Here is a 23,319-nt window from a genome sequence, read left to right on the forward strand (position 1 = left end):
TTTATTTCTTTTTAGGGTTTACAATTTTTTCTTTCAGGAAAAATTTATATACTTCGGCTCTTGGGTAGTTATTACCTTTTGCTGCTCTGTTATCTTCCAGAAATGCCGCATTGGGTATTGCATTGATTTCAAGCTGAGGTCTTAAAATTTTATACAAGTTCTTTTTTCTTAAATATTCCTGGTTTTTACAATAATCTTTCAGGTACTTGGTAATGGCTTTACCTACAGTATCACAATCAGCATATGCTTTACCCGTCTTTTCATAATGTACCAGTACCCAGGTTTCAAAGCAAGGATTGTTTATATAAACCGTAATCTCATTGCTGTTAATACTTTTTAGCTCTTGTGTAAAATCCGCAAGTTTATTTTCTGATAGTACCGTATCAAAATCTATAAGGCAGTACACGTGGTCATAACCTTCCTCCACAAGAGATTTTGCAGTATTGATGGCTTTTTTGTAAGAGCCACCTTTTGAAGACTTGCTGGGTAGTTCCGGTTTGATGACAACGTCTTTAATCCGTTCCAGTTCTTTCAATTGCTCAAAGTAAATCTTCTCGGTAACACCATCACCAACCACAGCAATCCTTCGTAAAAGCTTCCTTTTCTTATCGGGTCTAGCCATTGTCCTCGGTTATAAAAATGTTACCCAATTCCGGCTTTGCTCCCAATTTTCCGGTTTTATACGAATTGATAATGGAAGAATTCTTTCTAATGGTGGAAGTATCGAAATCCGAGAGGGAATACAAATCTGTAGTACCATCATCTTTTTTCTGTGTAAACCATATGGCATCATTCCGCAGTATTTCCCGATCTTCCAGCAGAAAGAGGTTGTGTGTGGTAATAACCATTTGTGATTGACCAGAATTAGCCAAAAACATCAATAGGAAATGTTTCATCAGGTCGGGGTGGAGAGAAGTTTCCAGTTCATCAATAGACACAACTTTATTCTCTTTAATAATAGTCGATAAAATACCACTCAAGCCATAATATCTCAAGGTTCCTCTGGATTCCTGTTCTCTGGGTAAACTATGTGTACTTTCTTTCCCTTTCTTATCTCTGACAAGGTGCTTAAAAATCAGGTCAATGGTTTTGATACTTTTTGTAGTTGATAAATCATTCATTTCATCAGGTGGTAAAATGGAAGATAGGCGGGAAATCATCTCGTTATCCAGCTTACGTTCTTTTTTGTTTACATCAACCCCGCTGATTTGAATATCTGCTTTTTTGATTATCTCTATAACAGATTCTTTAAAAGAAACATTTTCATCCACCCTTTTTGTTGTCCAGCCCAATAAATCTGTTCCTGGTTCAATTTCACCCATTAATGTTTCCCGGAACCAATGAAACACTTGTTGTAGCTCAGGAATATTCACATTGGTTTTGTTGAATGCTCCGATTACAGTAGTATTCCAGATAGTATTTCCTTCAATCAAATCAATATCTTTAGCGCTTGCTTTTACCGTACTACCGAAAGAAACTTTAGAAAGCTGGTTTTCTATATCGGTTTCTCTTAAATACAGGTCTGCCATTCTTCCTTTAGGAGCGTATTGTAACTTTTCCTTAAGGATATAGTTCTTTGTAAACTCGACCTCATAGCTATGCCTTACCTTGTTTGCTACGAAGCCCATTTTTAGTATGGAAGTCTTTTTCTTTGACTTGCTGTCAAATAAGAAGGGTTCAAAGTCTAAGGATTCAAACTTTGCTTTAACAGGATAAATGTTTAAGTCCTTTAAAAACTCCAAAGCTTTTAAAAAAGTGGATTTACCAGAAGCATTAGGGCCATATATTATCAATAATTTTAATAGTTTCAACCCTGGAATTGGCTCCGCAACATAATAGTCATTAAGGCTATCATCGGCTGTAGCTTCAAAAGAAATCACCTGTTCCTCACGTATTGGGCCAAAGTTGGATACAGAAAAGTCTATTATCATTTTTAATGCTTTAATTTGATCTTAAAATGCAAATTTAAAAAATAAAATGAATGAAATCTAAGTTTAGATGTTCATATTGAATATTTATGGCAAAAAATTATATTAAATGGTACTTTATCCCTAGAATAGATTGCTAAGTTTTCGAAATATCGGGTAAAGGAAATGGGGAAGTTTTAAATCAGCCTGATGTAGTAAGGCTCTTTTTACCTATTTAGCAACATCATCTTTTTAGTTTTCCTACTATCTTCTGTTGTTAGCAATCGTTCTTGAGATTATCAGCTTCTTTTTTATCTATATTACTTTGAATAGCAATATCTTTTAGCTGATTCAATCGCCTCAAATCTTCTAACAAAGAGTTCGAGTTCTGTACTAATGGAATCACGGAAAGGGACATCCGCTTAATTCTTTTACTGCTTATTGAGTGAGTTGTAGGCGAGGCATCTCACTTACGTGACTGGCCTCATTTGTCTGATGCTGGTTACCGAAGCTGGCGGATTAATGACGCACGGCGTTGTTATTGCGCGTGAATACGGCTGCCGCAGTGGTTGAGGTAGAAAATGCAACCAGCCTGATTAAAGGCGGGCAATGCATCCGGGTGCATGGAACAGCAGGGGATATAGCGCTGCTGTAACCGGCAAGCTATTGCGCAGGTTATGAACTATTGGAATTAAGCCGTACATTCAAACTGCCATGAACCATAAATCTGCTTCATATGAAAACCTTGCTGCGCATGCTGTTTTTGCTTGTTTTGCCGGTGTTTACTTTTTGCCAGAATGAACAGCGGCTGGCGATAGCGGAAGCAATGTCGAATACTTTTAATCTCTACGGTGATGAAGCAACCGGTACCTGCTTTATAGTTGCCAAAGGCGGGAAGCAATATTTTATTACTGCTGCACACCTGTTTGCATCGTCTCATACATCAGGTGACCAGGTAGCGATACAACTGGTTGTGCAAAAACAGCTAAAGGCATTTGATGCGCATGTGTATTTTCATGCAGACAGAAAAGTGGATGTTGCCATTGTTACATTGCCGGGTACAGTATCCCAGCATGTTGAATTACCTGAAGAACTGGTAAAATACGAAGATACCCTGCAGAAAGTATTCCAGGGACATGGCATGCTGATGGATAGCACCATGATCACTATTGGCGAGGATGTTTTATTCTTTGGTTTTCCCTTGGGAAACCTGGGCACTGAAGCGCTTGGCATTAAGTTCCCTTTGGTAAAAAAGGCAATGATATCTGGTTGGGTAAAACACAACGGACTTGAGTTATTGCTGCTGGACGGCCACAACAATGCAGGCTTTTCCGGCGGGCCTATTGCAACCTACGATTCCAGTACTAAAAAGATGTCAGTAGCAGGGGTAGTATCCGGGTATATTCCTGAACCGATGGATGTACAGCGTAAAAATGAAACCTTATCGGTGAACGGGAACTCGGGCATTATTGTTTGTTATGGCAAACGTTATATTGAAGAAATTTTCGCCAGGTATAAAAAGGAGCTGCGTTAAAACTGCGCAGATGCCTGTTTTCTTTTACTTATTGATGCGGTGTTAATGCTGCTCCCTCAAATGCGATGCCTGCCCAGCCATGCGCCATAAACTGGCGGATATTCTGGTGGTCAGTTGCGTCAGGATGTGCCAGTACAGAGCGGTAATGTTCTGAAAACAAACTAAGCGTATCCTGCTGGTTCAACTGGTTGAGCTGGGCAAAAGCAAACACCCGGGCGCTGCCCTGGTTTTGGTTGGCCTCGTTGTAGGTATCGCCATTTTTAAATGCAGTGGGCTGGTGCTGGTACCAGTGGTCGATAAAGGCGATGACTTCTACAAAGGGGATAGTGTTTTCTTTTACACCTGCAAGCAGGTTGCTGAGCTGTTCTTTCATAATTGTATTTTGATAGAAGGGCAAAGGTACGAAGTAACCATGGCTTTATTTGTCGGGGAAGCATTGCGGTCCTATTGCTCCTCCGCCGTATTCGAACGCCATCGTATCATTGTAAAGCCGGTATCGGCAGGAATCGTTGTAGGTTTTTTTCAGGCTGTCGTTCAGTGGTGCATTAAACAGGTTGTAAAAGTACATGCCCATGCCACTTCTCCTGAAACCAACATTGGCTGGCTCTCCATTGGTTACTGAAATGCAATTGGCATTGTCAAGGTAAGCTTTGATCGTCCGGAAAGTTGCATCTTTCCAATTCAATATGTCTTTTACCGTATCAAGTGATGAAGTCTCATCATCGGGCATATTGTAAACAGGTGAATCCTGCCTGCCATTATATGGATTAAAACCCCATTGTTGAAAAAGTACCTTTTTCGGATATGGAGGTATTGTTTTATGATAGATGCTGAGATCAATGGTTTGGTCATTTATGAACTCTATATATATTTCCAGGTCTTTTGGTGTAATGGAATTAAAGTAGCGCTTTAGTTTGGCAATTTCTTTATGCTTTGAGTTATAATTACTCTTTAGTTCCTGTTCACTTGATTCCGGCATATCTTTAAAAGGAGAGCAAGATATAAATAGGAGCGTGGTGGTAAGTATAAGTAGTTTATTCATGTTTGATAACCCGGTAGACGATGGAGTGGTGGCGTTTATTGGTGTGGCAGAACCGGCGTAGAAATAGCAAAGAAGCGCTCCGCAGAGCGCTTCTTTATTAACGGATTATTTCCGGATTATTCCTGCGCAAAGTATACGGGCTGCCGTACCCTGGTGCGTACGCGTCTGTTGTGTTGTACAGCAGGCAACCATTTGGGCGACTTGCGTACTGCATCCAGCGCTATAATATCAAATTCCGGATGAAAGGGCGCACTTACTTCTGCGTTGGATACATTGCCGTCTTCATCAATATCTGCATCTACTACCACCACGGCCTGGTCTGCATTTACCAGTTGATATTGCGTGGGAAAGTAAACATGTTTGTAAAGATATTTCTGCCAGGCTTTAATGCCTCCCGGAAAATTAGCTTCATGATCGTGGCTGGTTGTATCCATCGGGTTGCTTTGTTCATCAAAATATTGCTTGTTAACCAATACGCCATCCTGGTACCATTCAAAAGCAGCTACTTTGCCATTGTTATGAAAGAACTGCCATTTGCCATTCTTTTTTTCACCAGCGCTATACCTGCCTGCAAAAGAAGGGGAGCCATTATTAAACCAGGCAACAGCAATACCACTACCGTCTGCGTTCCACACAGCTGAATCAGAGGCAGTACCGTCTGCGTACCAGCCCAAACAGGTGCCTGTTCTGTGGCCATTGTTGTAATGTATAGAATCACTCATCATGCCATTTGCATGATAGCTTACCCAAAGCCCGTTAAACTGGCCATGACTGTATTCGCCTTTTCTTTTCAGCCGCCGGTTGGCATGATAGTATACAAACAGCCCGTTAGCCGTTTTGCAAGCCTCGTCTTCATAGGTTCCGTCCATTTGCAGGCTGCGCTCATGTATAAAATAATCTTTGCGGTGCCAGCCGGAATCGGTTCTTTCTATCATGGCTGCATATCGTGCACTGTCAGGGGTGGTTTCTTTCCATCTGAAATCGAAGTATTTTTCCACTTTTTGAGCCGTGGTAGTGATATACAAAAGCAGGCAAGGTAATAGCAGTAACGGTTTCATGGTCTATGAGTTGAAATTGCAGTGGCGGCCAAATTAACCGGAAAGAAAGATATGGCCAAAAAAAGTGAAGGCTTTCTTCTTTGAGATGTTCTTTCCCTAGCCGCTTTTCCTGTTATTTTACGGGTTTTGGAGCATCAGCAGGATGTGTGCATTTAAGCGCCAAAAATTTTGCCATAGATTTTTCTCCATTACCCATGCTACTGTTTGTTTCAAATAGTACTACCGGTTGGCGATAAATGGCGCTGCTTTCAGGTAATCAGTATCTGTTAATTGCTGCATTAAAAAGTGTGCTAAAGCGGTGGCGCTTATTTTGTCGCCGGGGCAATCTTCCAGGCTAATGTTGATGGGAGCGTTGGCGCCAGAGAGCGCTATTAAAGGCAACCGTACCAATGTCCAGTCAATGTTGCTTTCGGCGAGTATAGCCCATTCTTTTTGCTTGTCTGCCGTTGTTTGGGGATAGTGGGTTTTCATCCAATCGGTACCAAGTGCAGTTGCGGCGCTTTTTTGGTCAGCAGGTGTATCTACGTTTAAGCCGGTGGTTACAATATAGCGTGTAATGCCGTGTGCATGCATGGCACGGATAACATTGGAAGTGGCATCGCTAAAGATGGGGCTTTCGCCTTTGGGTTGCCCTAAAGTGCTGATCACTGCGCTGCATCCTTCAAGTAAGGTGTGCACTGCTTCGTAATTCCTCGCATCACCCTGCACAAGTGTAATGCCTGTAGGGTGCGTGGGATATTTACCCGGATCACGGAGCAATAGTTTAACGGGAAACCGGTTGCTGATTAATTGCTGAACAAGGTACCGGCCTGATTTGCCTGTGCCGCCGATAACGGCTATCGTAGTATGTTGCATGTTACGCTCTATAAAAATGTGGGAAGAAAATAGTGGTAGCCTCATCCGCCTGCGACGAACAAGACTTTCAGCACCGGGCTGCCGGTACTGCTTTCCATTCTGTTATTTTATAAGGAGCGTTTAATGATTGCAATATACGATTTTGAACCGAAGCAAATACTTTAGCGAATCGGCAGCCCATATCGTTTGGTTAAACGTGATGGATCTTTTACCACGGGCGACAACGAACCTGAAACATTAAACTGCAAACATTCAACCTCTTAATACACCGACCCAGGCGGTAGCTCATCTGCCTGTAAGAATGATTGCCGGTAGCGTGCCTTGCAGTACGGCCTGTTGTTGTTTGCCCTGTGATGCAGGGGAGAATCCCCGGGACAGCAACTAACCCGGTTTTACAGTAAAACTATCAGAATATTAAACAATCAGGCCATTCAACCATTAAGCAATCAGACAATTAAACCATCAAGCCATGAAAATCAAAGCCATCATAACAGGATCAACAGGTATGGTTGGAGAAGGCGTTTTGCTCGAATGCCTGGACAATCCTGCTGTGGAAGAGGTGTTGGTGATTAACCGCAGGCCGCTGGGCAGAACGCATCCCAAACTGAAGGAAATTATTCATAGCAATTTCTTTAACCTGGCGGCTGTTGAAGCACAGCTGGCGGGGTACAATGCCTGCTTTTTTTGCCTGGGTATATCATCCGTTGGTGTTAGCAAGGAAGAATACAAACACATGACGTACGACCTTACGGTGTATGCTGGTGAGGTGCTGGTGAAAATGAACCCGGATATGACGATCTGTTATGTAACCGGTGCCGGTACCGACAGTACGGAAAAGGGCCGTGTTGCCTGGGCACGTGTGAAGGGCGCTACGGAGAATAAGCTGATGCAGCTGTTTAAGCACGCCTATATGTTCAGGCCGGGTTTTATGAAGGCAACTGCCGGGCAGCGAAACCTGAAGGGCCTTTATCGTGCATTTGCCTGGGTATACCCGCTTGGCAGGGCGGTTTTCCCCAAGGGCTTCTGTACGTTGCAGGAAGTGGGCAAGGCAATGATTAACGTAACGCAGCACGGGTATGCCAAACAGGTTATTGATGTAAAAGATATTGTACAGCTGGCGAAAGCCTGATGCAGTCCGTAAAAGCGTTTCATAGCAGCGCCTTTTTTATTGACTGTTCTTGCCCGTTTCCCTGCGTATCACGCTGGTTTCTGTTTCATCGAAAGGGTGCCCGTCTGTATAAAAAATATCGTGGTACCATAGTGCCGGTGCAGGCTCTCCGCCCTTATTGCCCTGCGGGTAATTGGTTTGTGTTTTACCGGCTACCAGTCCCCAGTTAATGGCACCCACGCCGTAACGTTTCATCAATGGCAAACAACTTGTAAAAGTACTGTTGTTGGGCCGTTTCATGTATTCGGTGCACACCACCATTTTACCCCTGTTCACCAGTGTATCCATGGCCTCTTTAAGGGAAGTGGTGTCGCGGTAATTGTGAAAGCTGATAACGTCTGAGCAGGCCAGCTGAAACTGGTTAAACCCGGTGAATGCCGGGTTCCAGATGCCCATGGTTACAGGTTGTACCGGGCTGCAGGCTTTTACCCAGTGCAAGGTGTTTTTGAGCAGTGGCATGCTCTTCAGTCCGTGTTTAAAATGACCGGGTTCGTTGTATAAGTCCCAGCAGCAAATGCGGGTATCATTGCGGAAGTGCGTTACTACTGCGGTTACATATTGTTGCAGGGTATCCATCAGCAGGGGCAGGGTATCAATGCGGTTACCGGGATCTTTTAGCCAGCGGCTGTTGTGAATGCCCGGTTTGGGTGCGGGTTGCGGCCCTGCTGCATAATCATCGTTCCAGCAATCATCAAAGAACACAAACATGGTTTGTATATGGTGCCGTGTGGAAATGGCGAGGTACTGATCCATGCGGTTGAGCAAACCGGTAGAATCCTGCTGCCAGGCAACGTGGTGCAGGAATACCCGCATACAGTTCATGCCGATGGAGGCTGCATAACCCAATTCACGGTTAATGGTCGCCGTGTCGAAAGTAGGCTGCTGCCAAAACTCCAGCTGGTTAACGGCTGTGGATGGTGTGAAGTTGGTGCCCACCCACCATACGGCAGGCGACTGACTTTGCGCTGTATGTGGTATTAACTGTATGGATACAAGCAAACAGAGAAACAGGCAGTTGCTTGTGATGACAGGTTTGCGATGGCGGCTGTGCATGAATCAGTTTGTGGTGTGTAAACGCAAAATACATCAGCCGGTATCTTTACATCGCCGCCGCAGGTTGTTCTTTTTATTCACCCGTATTTACCTTAACAATACTACGGTGCCGGTTCGGTACATGCGTTATTCCGGCTCAATCACATACCGCGACCGTACTTTTTCTTCCTCCAGGTCTAGCAGGATATGCTGTTCGCGGATGATGTCTTCATCAATAGTTGGGTTCTTGTTAATCTGGTGCAACAGGTGCCGCTGGTGGTCGAGTGCTTCTAAATATACTTTTCCGAAGATGCCCAATTCATGGGTATTGTCGCAGTGTTCCATAAATGCCTCCTCCTGCTGCAGTTTTGTTTTCAGTTGCTGCAGTAAGCTGTTACTGCGGGCCAGGTCGTCGGGGTGCGATTCCAAAAACTGGATAGTGGCTGCAGCCAGCTGCTGCCGTATCTGGCGGTGCTGTTCTTCGGGCGATGCATGATGATCGGGGTCGGGCATGTTTACCAGGCGTATCAGTGCAGGAAAGGTAAGGCCCTGCACAACCAGGGTAACAAGTATTACCACGAAGGTGATAAACAGTATCAGGTTGCGTTGCGGGAAGGGCGCACCACTTTTTAACTGCAGGGGTATGGATAAGGCTGCTGCCAGTGATACCACACCGCGCATGCCTGCCCAGCCCAGCAATATCGGTCCGCGCCAGCCCGGCCTGTTGTCTGCCGTAGTAATATACCGGCTGATGAATACGGTAAACACGCTGGCGAAGAGGGTACATACAATACGGCTTACAATGAGAATGCCTGTTATCAGTAAACCGTACTTTATTGCTTCGCCCATACTCACTTCACCCAGCTGACGGATGATTTCAGGGAGCTCAAGACCAATGAGCATAAAGATGAGGCCGTTTAATACAAAGCCCAGTACCGACCATACGGTGGTGCCCTGGAAACGGCTTCTGTAGCTGAGATAGCGGTGGCTTCTGGCAGAGAGATACAGTCCGCCCGCAACAACAGCCAGCACACCGGAAAAGTGCATGGATTCTGCCACAATGTACATGACGTAGGGCGCTGCAATAGACAATACGATGTCCATTTGCGGCGTGGTTGGCAGCTTTAAAAGTGCGATGTAGAAAATGTAGCCGATCACCAGTCCGGTTGCAATGCCCATTACAATCACACTTACAAAACTCAGCGCCGCTTCATGAAATACAAACCTGCCCGTTTCCACTGCGATCAGTGAAAAGCGGAAGATGATCAAACTGCCTGCATCGTTCAGCAGGCTTTCGCCTTCCACGATCGCGGATAATCGTTTAGGCACCTTTACAAACCTGAGCACCGCAGAGGCAGATACTGCATCGGGCGGGGAAATGATGCCGCCTAGCAAAAAGCCCAGTGCCAGTGAAAAGCCGGGAATAAGCCAGCTGGAGAAAATAGCCACCACCAACGCAGTAACCAGTACAATCAGGAAGGCAAAACTGCTGATGACCCTGCGCCAGCGCCAGAGCTCTTTCCATGAGGTGTACCAGGCTGCTTCGTACAGCAGCGGTGGCAGGAAGATGATGAAGATGAGTTCAGGATCTATTTTAACAGATGGTATCCATGTTTGAAAGCTTAACAGCAAACCGCCGAGTACCAGCATTACCGGGTAGGCCACTTTTAGTTTGTTGGCCAGCATTACCAGCAGCATAATCACTACAATGAGCACAATGTATTGTCCGAACGTAGCTAGCATAGCAGTTGTTTTTACAGCAGTGAAAAAGATAATGCAATTATGCGGCAGGGCCAAATCTTTACCGCAAGTGAACAATGCTATCTATAAATTCCACCAATAATTAAACTTCAGCACAAAGGCGCGGCTGCGTACCGAAAACGGGGTGGTGAGGTAATTGTCTGTGTACACCAGGAACAGGTCTGACGCCGGTTTGTAACGCCATTGCAGCCGCGTGTTCAGGTTCATGTTTTTGGTTTGCTGGTTGTATTGAATATAAGTAGTGAGGAACAGCGTATTGGTCATCGTGAAATCTATTTTAGGCCCCACCAGCCAAAAGTTGGTATGTCCCCAGGGCTGCGGCAGCTGCAGGCTGGTATAGGTGGCGTTAACGGTGAAGTTTACATAGGGTTGTATGCGGTAACCTGCATCGCCGATGAACATGAACTTCTTACTGTCAGCATAATAGCCGCCGTAACGCAGCGAAGCATCCCAGGTAAACAGTGCCTGTGGCTTGCTTACATAATCAAGTCCGGCCGTGTTCCAGCGGTGTTGTGTGCCGGTGGCCAGTGTGTGCACACCGGTATTGGTGGGGTCGAAGGGTTGCAGCAGCTGCACATAATCGTTGATGAGTACACCCGATATGGTGCTTTTATCGCGGAAGGTAGTAAGCCAGTTGAATTGTGTTTCATTATCCGTACGGTGAAATGATTCATTGAAATAATAGCTGGAAGTCAATTGCGGGCCATGACTTAATACAATACCGCCATGCGGTAGAAACAGGTACGATACCTGCGGATTGAATTTGATATAACCCTGTCTTGGAACATAACCCACTTCTGCATTGTAATTGCTGCCGGTAAACTCGTACTGCATGCCTGCCAGCCAGTGACGGTTGGTGTATTGCAGGTTGCCGGCATGTACATAATCATCGCCTTTTTTATTCGGACTAAATGATTTCAGTACCATCATTTTGCCTGTCCATGCATTGTTGGCAGATGCCAGGTTAAACTCCACACCTGCATTGCGGTTGTATTGCGAGTATACGGGCATCGTGGTGTCTTTACCGGGCTGGTAATGCAGGGATTGTTTGTTGATGAAGATAAACCCGATATTGGAGCGTGAGAAAACCTTGCGCTGAATGGCCAGTACCGAAAAGTTCTGTGCAGGCAAACCGGTTGATTCCATTTTGCGTGTTTGCATATCCAGTACGCTGATGCGCCAGTTGCGATCGAGCTTGCCGCTGAGACGTGCGCCAAAATCAATGGGTACACCCAGGCCGATGCGCCTGGAAAAGAAAGGCCGTATGCTGGCATAACCCAGGTTGTTGAGATGGTCGGCATTCTCTAAAAAGAACTGGCGTTTCTCCGGGTAAAACAATTCAAAGCGGCTGAGATCAATCACCTGCCGGTCTACATCCACCTGTGAGAAATCAGGATTTACCGTAAGGTCGAGATTGAGCGAAGAAGTAACGGCAATTTTTGCATCACCACCTATTTCTTTCTTGTAAGTGGCAGGCTGGTGCGTGTTATAATCCTTCTGCACACCGCCCAGCACATAGGGAATGATCGATACATTGGCACCGGGCGGGGGCGGTGGTGTATCCCATACCAGCACACCGGTATAGGCAAGTGAAGCAGTAGGGAACTGCCTGGGAACAGGCGCCCAGGCTGATTTCTCGGTTGTTTTGAGATCATTGCGACTGAAGTTGACACCCCAGCGCGTTAAGCCTTTTTTATAACGCAATGTTTTAAAGGGGATGGCCATTTCCAGCACCCATCTATCGTTGAAATGGCGTACTACAGACGACCATTTATTGTCCCAGCTAAGATCTATCTTACCACCTTCATACATCAGCCCGTCCCACTGACCGCCTGCAGCATTGGCGCCGAAGCTGAAACCGCTGGTTTGGTCTTCAAACGGGTCGAGGAAGAAAATGAAATTATCGTTTTTGAGGAAAGCGAAATCGCGGCGCAGGGATTCTACCATATCTGCACCGGGCATGCCGTTAAAACATTCGGCCAGCAGGTACAGGTTATTGTCATCGTAAGCCATGCGTACGGTGGTGCGCACTTTGGCGAAACTGGTATCCATGGGCAGCACCATAAAAAAATGATCCGCCTTGTCTGCCTGCTGCCAGGTTTGTTCATTGGGGAAGCCGTCTACATGCATAGGGTCTGTGGAATGGTGTATATGCAGCTCATACCCCGCATTGGGTTTTTGTGCGGGTGCCATAAAAGTGAGCAGGAAAAAGCAGGCCGTTGCAAAAGCTTTAGCAAGTAGTCGTTGGGCAATCATGCCCAAAATGTACAATTTTTCCGGCAAAGCGGAGCCCGCGCAGCGGGGGCTTCGGTGAGTGGAGCGGCAGAGCCAGTGAGTGGTGAGTTGTGAGTGGTGAGTGAAAAACAGAGCCCTATACTACTCACCACTCACCAATGCCGCCTGCCTCGCCATCCACCGCTTTCTGGCCCGGTTAACCTTTGCATCAAAGTAGCGGTAAGCAACATAACTGGTGATGCCTGTAAGCAACAGGTAGGCGCAAAACAACAATACCTGTGCGCCGGTGTTTGCGGTAACCCATTGCCGGTAAGGGATAATCCATAACCAGTGCGCGAGATAAAGCACGTATGAAATATTACCCAGCCATGCATCTTTTGCATCGCTTTTCCTGGTAACACAGTTGCTGATCAGCGGTATCATTAGCACGGCCATTATTTCGTTGATCAATGCACTGCTTCGGGGCAATACCTGTGCATACAACAATGCCGTGATTACCAGTAATGCAAGATTACACACCAGTACAATGTACCTGCTGCATACAACAGGCCACCAGTACAGGAGCATACCTGCGAGGAAAAAAGGCGAATAGTAGAGGAATGTTGGTTTTATAAACGAGAACTGCAATACAGGCAAACAACGGATAAACAGGTAAGCAAGCGCGCTTAACAAAGCAAGTGATAACAACCCGCGTTTACCAAACCTGCTCACACATAGGTATAACAATGGAAACACACCATAAAACTGCAACTCAATATCCAGCGACCAGGCAGGCCCCAGTAACCGGAACTTCAGCAGCGCCAGGCCAAATACAAACACATGCGACAACCAGAACCTCGTTTGAGCAAAACCACTAAGCTGCTGCACCTGCAACATAAACGAACGATCAAACAACGCCTGCATAACCAGCGCTGCAATGGTAAACAACAACAAGGTAGGCACCAGTCGCCATAACCTGCTGGTATAAAACACGAATAAGGGATGCTGTTCTTGTGTGTATTGCCGGTGAAACAAACTGCTGATCCAGTAACCGCTCAGTATAAAAAAACAGATCACGGCAAAATACCCAAGAAATACCCACCCGGGCACAGCATGCCCAACCGCCACAATCAGCGCCAATAAAAAACGAAGCATACCTGGTTTTATCATGATAATGTATAAGATACGTGTAAATCCACCAGATAGTTGCTAATCAGCTCCGCTAAGGACTTCGCCCAAAATCTCCGCCCAATTCTCCGCTGCCCCTTGCCCCTGGCTGTGTCCCCACAGCCAGCTCCGCTAAGATCTCCAACCCCCAACATCAAACCTTCCAACATCAAACCTCCAACCCGCATTTATCCATACAATTTGTTAAAACGCCATCCTTTTCAGCTTCCGGGGGAAAAAGTACCATAATTGGGATATTTCGTGCATTGTACCGCCCGTTGCAGCGCCGTAGCTTTGTGTTATCAAAATGATTGAGGAACGATTAAAAAGAGCGATCATGAACACAGAAAAGATTTTAGCAGCATTGAAAGACGCAGCAGACAGGCTCTTGGGTTTAAACACCGGTTCACAGAAACCAAAACTGGTTTACCAGCCGGTAGCGAAAAAGACAAAGCAGATTGGAAAGATAAACAGGTAGTACACAGTAATAGCAACAGCAAGGATTGATTGAGCAGGCATTTTAACAGGCACAACAGCACGTAGTAAAATTGACCTCAACACCCAACGAATGGTCGTATACAGGATGGACATAAACACGAACAATCAAAAGAATACAGCAACGGAATACAGTGGGTGATGGTAAAAGAATCAGCAGACAGGATTTGGGATTACACCGATTCTCAGTAACCGTAAACGATTATACAAGACAAATGCAAAGGTACAACAGATTGGACAAGTAAGCAGGTAGTAAAGGTTAAATAAGAGTTGGTTAAGGAAACGTTCTTCTTAGGGAGGACGTTTTTTTGTGAGTAGTGAGTAGTCAGTAGTGAGTGAAAGAAAGCCGGTGAATAGTCAATAGTGAATAAAAAGCGCATCGCCTTCTTCGCTAAGAACCTCTGTGTTCTTTGCGGGTTTGCCCTCTGTGTCCTTTGCGGTTAAAAATTCGCACCAATCTTCGCTAAGTTCTTCGCTTCACTAAAAGCTAATCGCTATCAGCTATTTATTGGCTTTTCCATCTTCAAATGTACAACCACCGCTGTACAAAACGCAATCAATGCACAGCACCCGGCAGTGTAATGCTAATCTCCGCTAAGCTCTTCGCCCCAATCTCCGCTTCGATAAAAGCTAACCGCTAACCGCTATCAGCTAAAAGCTTTCCTCCACCATAACAGTTCAGGACGGCCATACAAATGAATGCATTTATTTTTAGGTATGCTTATAACTAACCTGCCCCGCTTAACACGGGGTGGCGGTGTTGTGTGTAAACGATTGCTGTTTTTTACAACCACTGTGTAACCTAAAAACTAGCTGTTATGAAACTGCCACTTGATTGCCTTATGAAAAACTATCCATCCTTTTATGTAATATCCACTTCCGGATAATTCAGCTTTTACATACGGGTATTATACGCTAAGCAACATGCTTATGCGGTAATACATACCTGGTGCGGACTTTCAGCAGGCTCCGCAGGTGTATGTTTTGTGTATAGCCAAAAGCACGCAAAGTATGCAGGGAATAAACTATTGCTTTAACAGATGTCTTTCGCATAAAACCAAAATTGCTCGTCATGAAAATTACATTGAAACTACCTGTCCCGCGGCGCACACTGCTGCTGTTGCTGCTGCTGCTCGGACTGTGTACGTTGCGGCTCGCAGCGCAACAAAAAACAATTGCCGGTACCGTGCAGGATGATAAGGGAACTGCACTGGCCGGTGTTACTGTTACCGTATCCGGTACAAAAGCTTCGGTTGTTACGGGTGCAGATGGCAGGTTTAGCTTACAGGCTGCAACAGGCGCTGTACTCAGCTTTGCCTATGTGGGGTTTGAAGACAGGAAGCTAACCGTAGGCAGCAACACCAACCTTACCATACAGTTAATACCCGTTGCTGCCAACCTCGACCAGGTAGTGGTGATTGCCTATGGTAAGCAACAGAAAAAAGACCTCACCGGCTCTGTTGCTGTGCTTTCGCAAAAAGATATTAAGAACGTGCCTGCTGCTGGTATTGATCAAAAGCTGGCCGGACAGATTGCCGGTGTACAGGTGGCAGATGTTACCGGAACACCCGGTGGCGGCGCTTCTATCAAAATACGCGGCTCCGGTTCTATCGGTGCAGGTGACGATCCTTTATTTGTAATTGATGGCTTCGCACTCACCAGCTCTTTTGGTCAAACCAGCAACCCGCTTAATATTTTAAACCCGGATGATATTGAATCTGTCACCGTACTGAAAGATGCATCGTCTACTGCCATCTATGGTTCACGCGGTGCGAATGGTGTAGTGTTGATTACTACAAAGTCAGGCAAAAGCGGCGTAGCTAAGCTGGATGTGGGTGCATATACCGGCTGGCAGCAGGTACCAAAGAAGGGCAGACCCGATATGATGGATGCACGCCAGTTTGCACAGTTCAGGAAAGAGATGGTGATAGATGATTTTGCTTCGCGAGGATTAACACCTACCGATGCAGATATCCCTGAAGAATACCGCAACCCCGATGCCTATGGTAAGGGAACAGATTGGTATAACGAAGTGCTGCGCACAGCGCCACAGTCAAACGTGAATGTGAACCTCACCAAGGGAGGTGAAAATGTACGCTCTGCCATATCGCTCGGTTATTTTGACCAGGAAGGTGTGGTGCGTTATACAGGATATAAACGTTTTACAGGCAGGGCCAATGTAGAAGGTAATATCGGTAAACTGCGGCTGGGATTGAACCTGGCGCCTTCTTACAGTGTGCAGAAACGCAACGATTTTGAACGTGACTTTGTAGATGTGTTGTCGTTTGCGCAATGGTTAAGTCCGCTGGTGCCGGTATATACGGATGGGAAAAGAACACCCTATATTACTTCGCCCGGTATGTTTGGTTCCTCTAACCCGCTGGATTGGCTGCAGTACGTAGGTACCAATGACAAACAGTTTAAGGGCCTGGCTACTGCTTTTGCAGAATATGAGATCATCAAAGACCTGAAAGTAAAATACAGCATTAACGTAAGTTATACCAATGAACAGTCTTTCCTGTTCAACCCCTCTAATATCGTTGGCCCCTTTGCCGCATTGCCGCCGGATATTCCCAATTCCTTTACTACACGCTACAATGCCACCAACTGGCTGAGTGAGGCCTTGCTAACCTATGATAAAACCATTGGCAGGGATCATAAACTCAATGCCATTATCGGTTATACCGCGCAGAAGGAAACCAGTGAAAACCTGGGCATCAATGCAACAGATTACCCGGATGATAAAATACATACCATCAATGCAGCCGCAACCATAACCACGGCCTACGATGATATACAGGAATGGTCGCTGCTTTCATACCTTGCAAGACTGAACTATTCTTTCCGGAACAAATACCTGTTAACGGCAACCATCCGTTCAGACGGATCTTCCCGTTTCGGCAGCAACAACCGGTACGGTACATTCCCTTCCGTAGGTATTGGCTGGAACATGAGTGATGAACGTTTCCTACGCAGCGTATCCTGGCTCAATGAGCTGAAGCTGCGCGGCAGTTATGGCTTGTCGGGCAACTTCAATATCGGTAACTACACCTATACCTCGGGTGTTGGCCCGGGTAACTATGTGTTTGGTGGTGTGCTGGCGCCGGGCAGGTCAAGGTCATCACTGGGTAACCCTGATTTAACCTGGGAATCCTCCAAACAATGGGATGCCGGTATAGATGCGGCTGTGTTTAACAGGCGTATTTCTTTAACGGTTGATCTGTATCACAGGATCACCACTGCCATGCTGTACAACAGCCAGATCGCCTTGTCTTCCGGTTTCCAGAATGCACTCATCAACTCAGGTAAAATATTGAACAAGGGTGTTGAAATAGCCGTTAACTCCGTGAACCTGAAAGATGCCTTCACCTGGACAACCAGTTTCAACATTGCTTTCAATCGCAACAAGGTACTTGCGCTGAACGATAAAAACGATCCCATCCTAAGCGGCCGCAGCGGCGAAGGCTCATATACGCACATCACACAGGTTGGTCACCCTATTGGTGAGTTTTACGGTTATGTAAAACAGGGCGTGTATATGGATCAGAAAGACTTTGACAACTCACCCAAGGCTGCTACTTCGGTGCTTGGCTCTGTTAAATACAAAGATGTAGATGGCAACGGCATTATTGAACCGGTAAAAGACTTTGCCGTAATAGGCCGCGCGCAGCCTGATTTTACCTGGGGTATGACCAACTCGTTCGGTTATAAAAACTTCGATCTCAGTGTTATCGTCAACGGTGTACAGGGCAGCCAGGTATTTAAGAAAGCCAACCAGTACCTGCATAATATTGACGGCGTATTCAACGTAACACGTGAAATGCTCAACAGGTGGCGTAACCCGCAGCAGCCGGGCGATGGGCAAACACCCACGACCAATGGCGGCAGGGTATTGTACCGCGATATCAGCTCTGGCGATATCGAAAACGGATCGTTCATGCGCATCAGGAACATTACGCTGGGCTACCAGCTGCCACCGCGGTTGCTGAGCAGAAGCCATGTATTTAAAGCCCTGCGTTTGTATACATCGGTACAGAATGCATTCATCTTTACCAAATACAGCGGCGCCAATCCTGATGTAAACCGCAATGGCAGCAGCGCACTGGAGCCGGGTGAGGATTTTACCAACTACCCATTGGCGCGCACTTATACCATTGGCGTGAATTGCTCATTTTAAACCGCAACAACTAGTTATATGAAAAAGCAGCTATACAATATAACCGGCCTGTTAGTACTGTTACTGGTGTTTGGTTGTAAAAAATCATTCCTGGAAATGGATCCCCAGTCAACATTAACCGCTGGTACGTTTTTTAAAACAGCGTCTGATATAAAGCAGGCAGTAAACGGCTGTTATATCCCCTTGCGGGATATGGGCCGCATCGATTACTGGCTGTTTGGCGAAATGCGTTCGGATAATACCGGTTTCCAGTTTAACAAGGAAAACCGCGGTCTTGAAACGCAGCGTGAATTTGTAGATGAGTTTTTAACCGGCGCCACTGCCGAATCTGTGCTTGATTTATGGCAGCGCTCTTACAGCGGTATTTCCAATTGTAATGATGTACTCGGCAGCATAGGCGGCATCACCATGCCCGATAGCGCAAAGAACCAGTACACCGGAGAAGTATCTTTTATACGCGCTTTTCATTATTTTACCCTCGTGCGCCAATTTGGTGATGTGCCTTTAAGATTGAAATCGGTAAATTCACCTGCTGAATCAAGATCAGAAGGCAGGGCGAAGACCGATATGGTATATGCCACCATTATTGCCGATTTAAAGGAAGCAAGTGCTAAGCTGCCGGTGAAATATGGCAGTACAGATGCAGGCCGCGCTACCCGGGGCGCAGCAGAAACCATGCTGGCAGAAGTGTACATGACACGCAAACAGTTCGATTCTGCTGCAACTGTGCTGAAAGATGTAATTACCCTGGGATACAGTTTGCAGGCAGATTACAAAAGCATATTTGACCCTGCCAATAAAAACAACAGCGAATCTGTTTTTGAGCTGCAGTATTCCGGAATCCTGCCCGAGCTGGCCAGCAGTTTTATGTACACCTTTGCGCCCTATACTTCAGGCTCGGTAGTAACCGGCGATGTGAATACAGGGATGGGCGTTGACAATGGCTGGAACATTCCTACACAGGATATGCTGGATACCTATGAAGCAGGCGACAAACGCAAAGATGCATCACTGGCCACAGGCTTTACCGATGCTACCGGTTTTGTGAATATACCCTACGTGAAAAAGTACAACTGGGGCTTTGTTGCACCGGGCAGAACCAATGTGAATTTTATCGTATACCGTTATGCCGATGTACTGCTGATGCTGGCAGAATGTTTAAATGAAACAGGGCAAGGCGCACAGGCATTACATTACCTGAATGATGTATTTGGCGGCGCAAGCATCAGGGGCAGGGCGGCACTGGCACCCATCACAGTAACCGATCAAACACAGCTGCGCGAGGCAATTGCACATGAACGCAGGGTAGAACTGGCTTTTGAAAACCACCGCTGGTACGATTTGGTGCGCACCGGCAAAGCAGTAGATGTGATGAATGCACATGGTGTGCAGGAGAAACAGCTCAAGAGCTTTATTCCTGCAGCGGCCTTCCAGGTAACAGCGAATAAACTGTTGCTGCCTGTTCCGCAACGTGAAGTGTCTATCGATAACCTGCAACAGAACCCGCTTTAATTCAAGTAGCAAAACAACGATGAGAATATGAAAAAAACACTTTTATGGATGGCCTTGTTTCAATGCTGTATGGGAATCAGTTTCGCCCAGGTACAGGTGAGCAGCCTGCTTTGTGAGAACCGCGAAAACCCCGCAGGTGTTGATGCTGCAGCGCCGCGGCTTAGCTGGCAGCTGGTCTCAGACAAAAGAGACGTAACGCAAACTGCCTACGAGGTAAAGGTATCCACTGCGCCCAATGGCAAAGGCGATAGCTGGAGCAGCGGCAAAGTAAACTCCGATTCATCCGTGCATGTTACCTACAAGGGCAGTGCATTGCAACCCGGTAAAAAATACTACTGGCAGGTGCGTGTGTGGGATAACTCCGGTAAGCCCTCCAGCTGGAGCACAGGCGCCTGGTGGCAAATGGGCGTGCAGGCGGCAGACTGGAAAGCGCAATGGATACAGCCTGGTTATACAGAAGATGAAACCTGGCGTACCAGTCCCTTGCTGCGCAAGGAATTTACCACATCCAAAAAAATAAAGCATGCCACCGCATTCATTACTGCGCACGGTTTGTATGAAGCACAGATCAACGGCAAACGTGTAGGTGATGCTTATCTTACACCGGGTTGGACGAGCTATAACAAGCGCCTCGAATACCAGTTGTACGATGTAACAGATTTGCTGAAACAGGGCACCAATGCCATTGGTGTTACCCTGGGCAATGGCTGGTACAGGGGCTACCTGGCCTGGGGTGGTACCAAAAATGTATTTGGCAAAGACCTCGGCTTACTGTTGCAACTGCAGATTACCTACACAGATGGTTCAACAGAAACCGTAATCAGCGATGGCTCATGGAAAACAGCCAAAGGCCCCATACTCGACGCTGAAATTTACCACGGTGAATGGTATGATGCACGCAGGGAAATCACAGGCTGGGCATTGCCCGGCTTTAAAGAAAACGCAGATTGGACAAGTGCAGCAGTAGCCAGCTTTCCCAACAACAACCTGCTGGCAACCGTAAACGAACCCATCCGCAAACACGAAGCATTTAAACCGGTTAAAATATTCACCACACCCAAAGGAGAGAAGGTAATTGACTTTGGCCAAAACCTGGTAGGCTGGGTAATGGTGAAGGCAAAAGGCAATGCAGGTGATAAAATAGTGATACAGCATGCCGAAGTGCTGGACAAGGCCGGTAACTTTTATACCGAGAACCTGCGCGCCGCAAGATCCACTGCTACCTATGTATTGAAAGGTGGCGGAGAGGAACAGTTTGAGCCGCATTTCACCTTTCATGGTTTCCGTTATATAAAAGTAGAGGGCTATCCCGGTGAACTGAAACCGGAAGACTTTACAGCCGTTACATTGTATTCCGACATGCCACCCACCGGTACATTCAGCACTTCCAATGCCTTGATCAACCAGCTGCAGCACAACATACAATGGGGACAAAAAGGCAATTTCCTGGATGTGCCTACCGACTGCCCGCAACGCGACGAACGCCTGGGCTGGACAGGTGATGCGCAGGTGTTTTCGCGCACCGCCTCTTTCAACATGAATGTAAATAACTTCTTTGCCAAATGGATGAAAGATGTGGCGGCCGATCAGTTGCCCAATGGCAGTGTGCCTTTTGTGGTGCCCAATGTATTGGGTCCTGATGCAGGCGCCTCAGCAGGCTGGGCAGATGTAAGCACCGTAATACCCTGGAATATGTACCTCGCTTATGGCGATGTTACACTGCTGTCGCAGCAATATGCGAGCATGAAAGCCTGGGTAGAGTACATGCACGGCAAAAGCAAAAATGACTTGTGGAATACCGGCTTTCATTTTGGTGACTGGCTGTTCTACCGCCCCTTTGATGACAACGATGGCAGGTCTGCAGTAACCGATAAATACCTGATTGCACAATGCTTCTACGCCCATTCAACACAGTTGCTGATTAATGCAGCAAAAGTGCTGGGCAATGATGCTGATGTGCAGCAATACACGGCGCTGCTGCAGAAAATCAAAGCAGCCTTCCTGAAAGAATATGTAACACCATCAGGCAGGCTGGTATCCAGCACGCAAACCGCCTATGTGCTGGCCCTGAACTTTGATATGTTACCCGAAAACCTGCGCGCGCAGGCTGCTGAAAAGCTCGCTGCCAATGTGAAAGACTACGGTAATCATTTAACCACCGGCTTCCTTGGCACGCCTTACCTGTGCCATGTATTAAGCCGCTTTGGTTATACAGATGTGGCATTCTCCCTGCTGATGCAGGAATCATTCCCTTCGTGGCTGTACCCGGTGAAAATGGGCGCTACCACTATATGGGAAAGATGGAATGGCATTCGTACAGACAGTACGTTTGAACCGGCTTCTATGAACTCGTTTAACCACTATGCCTATGGTGCCATTGGCGACTGGATGTATCGTGTAGTGGCTGGTTTGGATACCTATGAAGATGGAGCGGGCTATCACCACATAAAAGTAATGCCTCATATCGGCGGAGGATTAACGCAGGTGGCTGCCAGTTTAAAAACATATTATGGCACTGCAAGCTCAGCCTGGAAACTGGAGAATGGTACCCTGCAGCTGGATGTAACCATCCCTGCCAATACTACCGCAACAGTGTATGTGCCGGCTACAGCCGCATCCGCTGTAATGGCCGATGGCAAAGCAGTAACACCAGGTTCGGCAGAAGCAGTGAGTGGATATGTGCCCGTTACAGTAGGGTCGGGTGTGTATCATTTTACAGCGCCTGCGCCGCAGCAAACAACAGTGAAGCAATAAGCGTCAGTAACTGTTTACTGGTATAAAACAACAAAGCCGTCTCAGCGAGACGGCTTTGTTGTTGGTGACTATTGCTTGTTGTACTCGTAGTTCACCATCCAGTTTACACCATACTTGTCGGTCAGCATCCCGAAGTAAGCGCCCCAGAAAACCTTGGCTAAAGGCATGGTTATATTACCGCCTTGCGCCAGGCCGTTGAACACCTGGTCTGCCTGTGCTTCACTGTCGGGGTTAAAAGCGATAGAGAAATTGTCGCCGTTTGTACCTGGTCCGTGAGCAGCCATACGGTCGCTGCCCATTAAAGTACTGTTGGGGCCAATGGGTAAGGCCACATGCATAATTCTGTTTTTTTCTTCTTCAGCCGGAGCATAGTCGCCGGGAGGAATGGAATCAAACCGCATCAGGGTGAGGAAAGAACCACCGAACACGGATTTGTAAAACTCGAATGCTTCTTCGCAATTACCATTGAAGGTAAGATAAGGATTGATGGCAGACATGGTTTATCGTTTTTGTGGGATAAAAGTACTGTGCCCATTTTGTATTCCTGAAGGCATTTCAAGACAATCACGATGGGCGGATATGACAATGTGAGGAACGGTCAATACGCAGCCTGCTGTGCTGCAAACCGCGTATTTGCTGCGTT

The 23,319-nt window shown here is 46.6% G+C and carries 17 protein-coding genes; 6 read left to right on the forward strand and 11 right to left on the reverse strand.

Going from position 1 to position 23,319, the window contains the following annotated elements:
- Position 1 precedes the first annotated feature (1 nt).
- Positions 2-622 carry an RloB family protein gene (locus DXN05_RS13820; protein ID WP_116847851.1) on the reverse strand — a complete coding sequence of 207 codons (621 nt, stop codon included), beginning with the start codon at positions 620-622 and terminating at the stop codon, positions 2-4.
- On the reverse strand, positions 615-1,931 hold the full coding sequence (locus DXN05_RS13825; protein ID WP_116847852.1) for an AAA family ATPase: 1,317 nt from the start codon (positions 1,929-1,931) through the stop codon (positions 615-617). Before DXN05_RS13825 ends, DXN05_RS13820 begins: the two co-directional genes overlap by 8 nt.
- Before the next feature lie 712 nt (positions 1,932-2,643).
- On the opposite strand from DXN05_RS13825, the gene DXN05_RS13830 reads away from it, so the two are divergent.
- The gene (locus tag DXN05_RS13830; RefSeq protein ID WP_116847853.1) at positions 2,644-3,441 is read left to right on the forward strand and encodes a S1 family peptidase; all 798 of its coding nucleotides are present in this window, start codon (positions 2,644-2,646) and stop codon (positions 3,439-3,441) included.
- Positions 3,442-3,469: 28 nt separating this feature from the next.
- Here DXN05_RS13830 and DXN05_RS13835 read toward each other — a convergent pair whose 3' ends face one another.
- The 4 genes from DXN05_RS13835 to DXN05_RS13850 form a co-directional block, all read right to left on the reverse strand.
- A complete protein-coding gene (locus DXN05_RS13835) occupies positions 3,470-3,814 on the reverse strand; it encodes a HopJ type III effector protein (protein WP_116847854.1) in 345 nt (114 codons plus the stop codon).
- Between the two features lie 45 nt (positions 3,815-3,859).
- Positions 3,860-4,483, reverse strand: a complete 624-nt coding sequence (locus DXN05_RS13840) for a hypothetical protein (protein WP_147313921.1) — start codon at positions 4,481-4,483, stop codon at positions 3,860-3,862.
- A gap of 116 nt (positions 4,484-4,599) precedes the next feature.
- Positions 4,600-5,541, reverse strand: a complete 942-nt coding sequence (locus tag DXN05_RS13845; protein WP_116847856.1) for an energy transducer TonB — start codon at positions 5,539-5,541, stop codon at positions 4,600-4,602.
- 219 nt (positions 5,542-5,760) lie between these two features.
- A complete protein-coding gene (locus tag DXN05_RS13850) occupies positions 5,761-6,396 on the reverse strand; it encodes an NAD(P)-dependent oxidoreductase (protein WP_116847857.1) in 636 nt (211 codons plus the stop codon).
- Positions 6,397-6,865: 469 nt separating this feature from the next.
- On the opposite strand from DXN05_RS13850, the gene DXN05_RS13855 reads away from it, so the two are divergent.
- Positions 6,866-7,525 (forward strand): Rossmann-fold NAD(P)-binding domain-containing protein, encoded by a 660-nt coding sequence (locus DXN05_RS13855; RefSeq protein ID WP_116847858.1) that lies wholly within the window; start codon positions 6,866-6,868, stop codon positions 7,523-7,525.
- A 36-nt stretch (positions 7,526-7,561) separates the two neighbouring features.
- Here DXN05_RS13855 and DXN05_RS13860 read toward each other — a convergent pair whose 3' ends face one another.
- From DXN05_RS13860 to DXN05_RS13875, 4 genes are all read right to left on the reverse strand, one after another.
- The gene (locus DXN05_RS13860) at positions 7,562-8,617 is read right to left on the reverse strand and encodes a cellulase family glycosylhydrolase (protein WP_116847859.1); all 1,056 of its coding nucleotides are present in this window, start codon (positions 8,615-8,617) and stop codon (positions 7,562-7,564) included.
- Positions 8,618-8,743: 126 nt separating this feature from the next.
- The gene (locus DXN05_RS13865; protein ID WP_116847974.1) at positions 8,744-10,339 is read right to left on the reverse strand and encodes a Na+/H+ antiporter; all 1,596 of its coding nucleotides are present in this window, start codon (positions 10,337-10,339) and stop codon (positions 8,744-8,746) included.
- Between the two features lie 81 nt (positions 10,340-10,420).
- Positions 10,421-12,613, reverse strand: a complete 2,193-nt coding sequence (locus DXN05_RS13870; RefSeq protein WP_211330048.1) for a DUF5916 domain-containing protein — start codon at positions 12,611-12,613, stop codon at positions 10,421-10,423.
- 120 nt (positions 12,614-12,733) lie between these two features.
- Positions 12,734-13,726 carry an acyltransferase family protein gene (locus DXN05_RS13875; RefSeq protein WP_158559248.1) on the reverse strand — a complete coding sequence of 331 codons (993 nt, stop codon included), beginning with the start codon at positions 13,724-13,726 and terminating at the stop codon, positions 12,734-12,736.
- A 349-nt stretch (positions 13,727-14,075) separates the two neighbouring features.
- Here DXN05_RS13875 and DXN05_RS24700 point away from each other — a divergent pair, with 349 nt between their 5' ends.
- The 4 genes from DXN05_RS24700 to DXN05_RS13895 all read left to right on the forward strand — a co-directional run bounded on the left by DXN05_RS24700 (position 14,076) and on the right by DXN05_RS13895 (position 22,676).
- On the forward strand, positions 14,076-14,216 hold the full coding sequence (locus DXN05_RS24700; RefSeq protein WP_158559249.1) for a hypothetical protein: 141 nt from the start codon (positions 14,076-14,078) through the stop codon (positions 14,214-14,216).
- Between the two features lie 1,089 nt (positions 14,217-15,305).
- Positions 15,306-18,410 (forward strand): SusC/RagA family TonB-linked outer membrane protein, encoded by a 3,105-nt coding sequence (locus tag DXN05_RS13885; protein ID WP_116847863.1) that lies wholly within the window; start codon positions 15,306-15,308, stop codon positions 18,408-18,410.
- A gap of 18 nt (positions 18,411-18,428) precedes the next feature.
- A complete protein-coding gene (locus tag DXN05_RS13890; RefSeq protein WP_116847864.1) occupies positions 18,429-19,922 on the forward strand; it encodes a RagB/SusD family nutrient uptake outer membrane protein in 1,494 nt (497 codons plus the stop codon).
- Between the two features lie 27 nt (positions 19,923-19,949).
- Positions 19,950-22,676 carry an alpha-L-rhamnosidase gene (locus DXN05_RS13895; RefSeq protein ID WP_116847865.1) on the forward strand — a complete coding sequence of 909 codons (2,727 nt, stop codon included), beginning with the start codon at positions 19,950-19,952 and terminating at the stop codon, positions 22,674-22,676.
- 68 nt (positions 22,677-22,744) lie between these two features.
- Here DXN05_RS13895 and DXN05_RS13900 read toward each other — a convergent pair whose 3' ends face one another.
- Positions 22,745-23,173: a VOC family protein gene (locus DXN05_RS13900; protein WP_116847866.1), complete on the reverse strand. Its 429-nt coding sequence runs from the start codon at positions 23,171-23,173 to the stop codon at positions 22,745-22,747.
- Positions 23,174-23,319 lie beyond the last annotated feature (146 nt).

It is taken from the genome of Deminuibacter soli, assembly GCF_003412455.1.
Lineage (GTDB): Bacteria > Bacteroidota > Bacteroidia > Chitinophagales > Chitinophagaceae > Deminuibacter > Deminuibacter soli.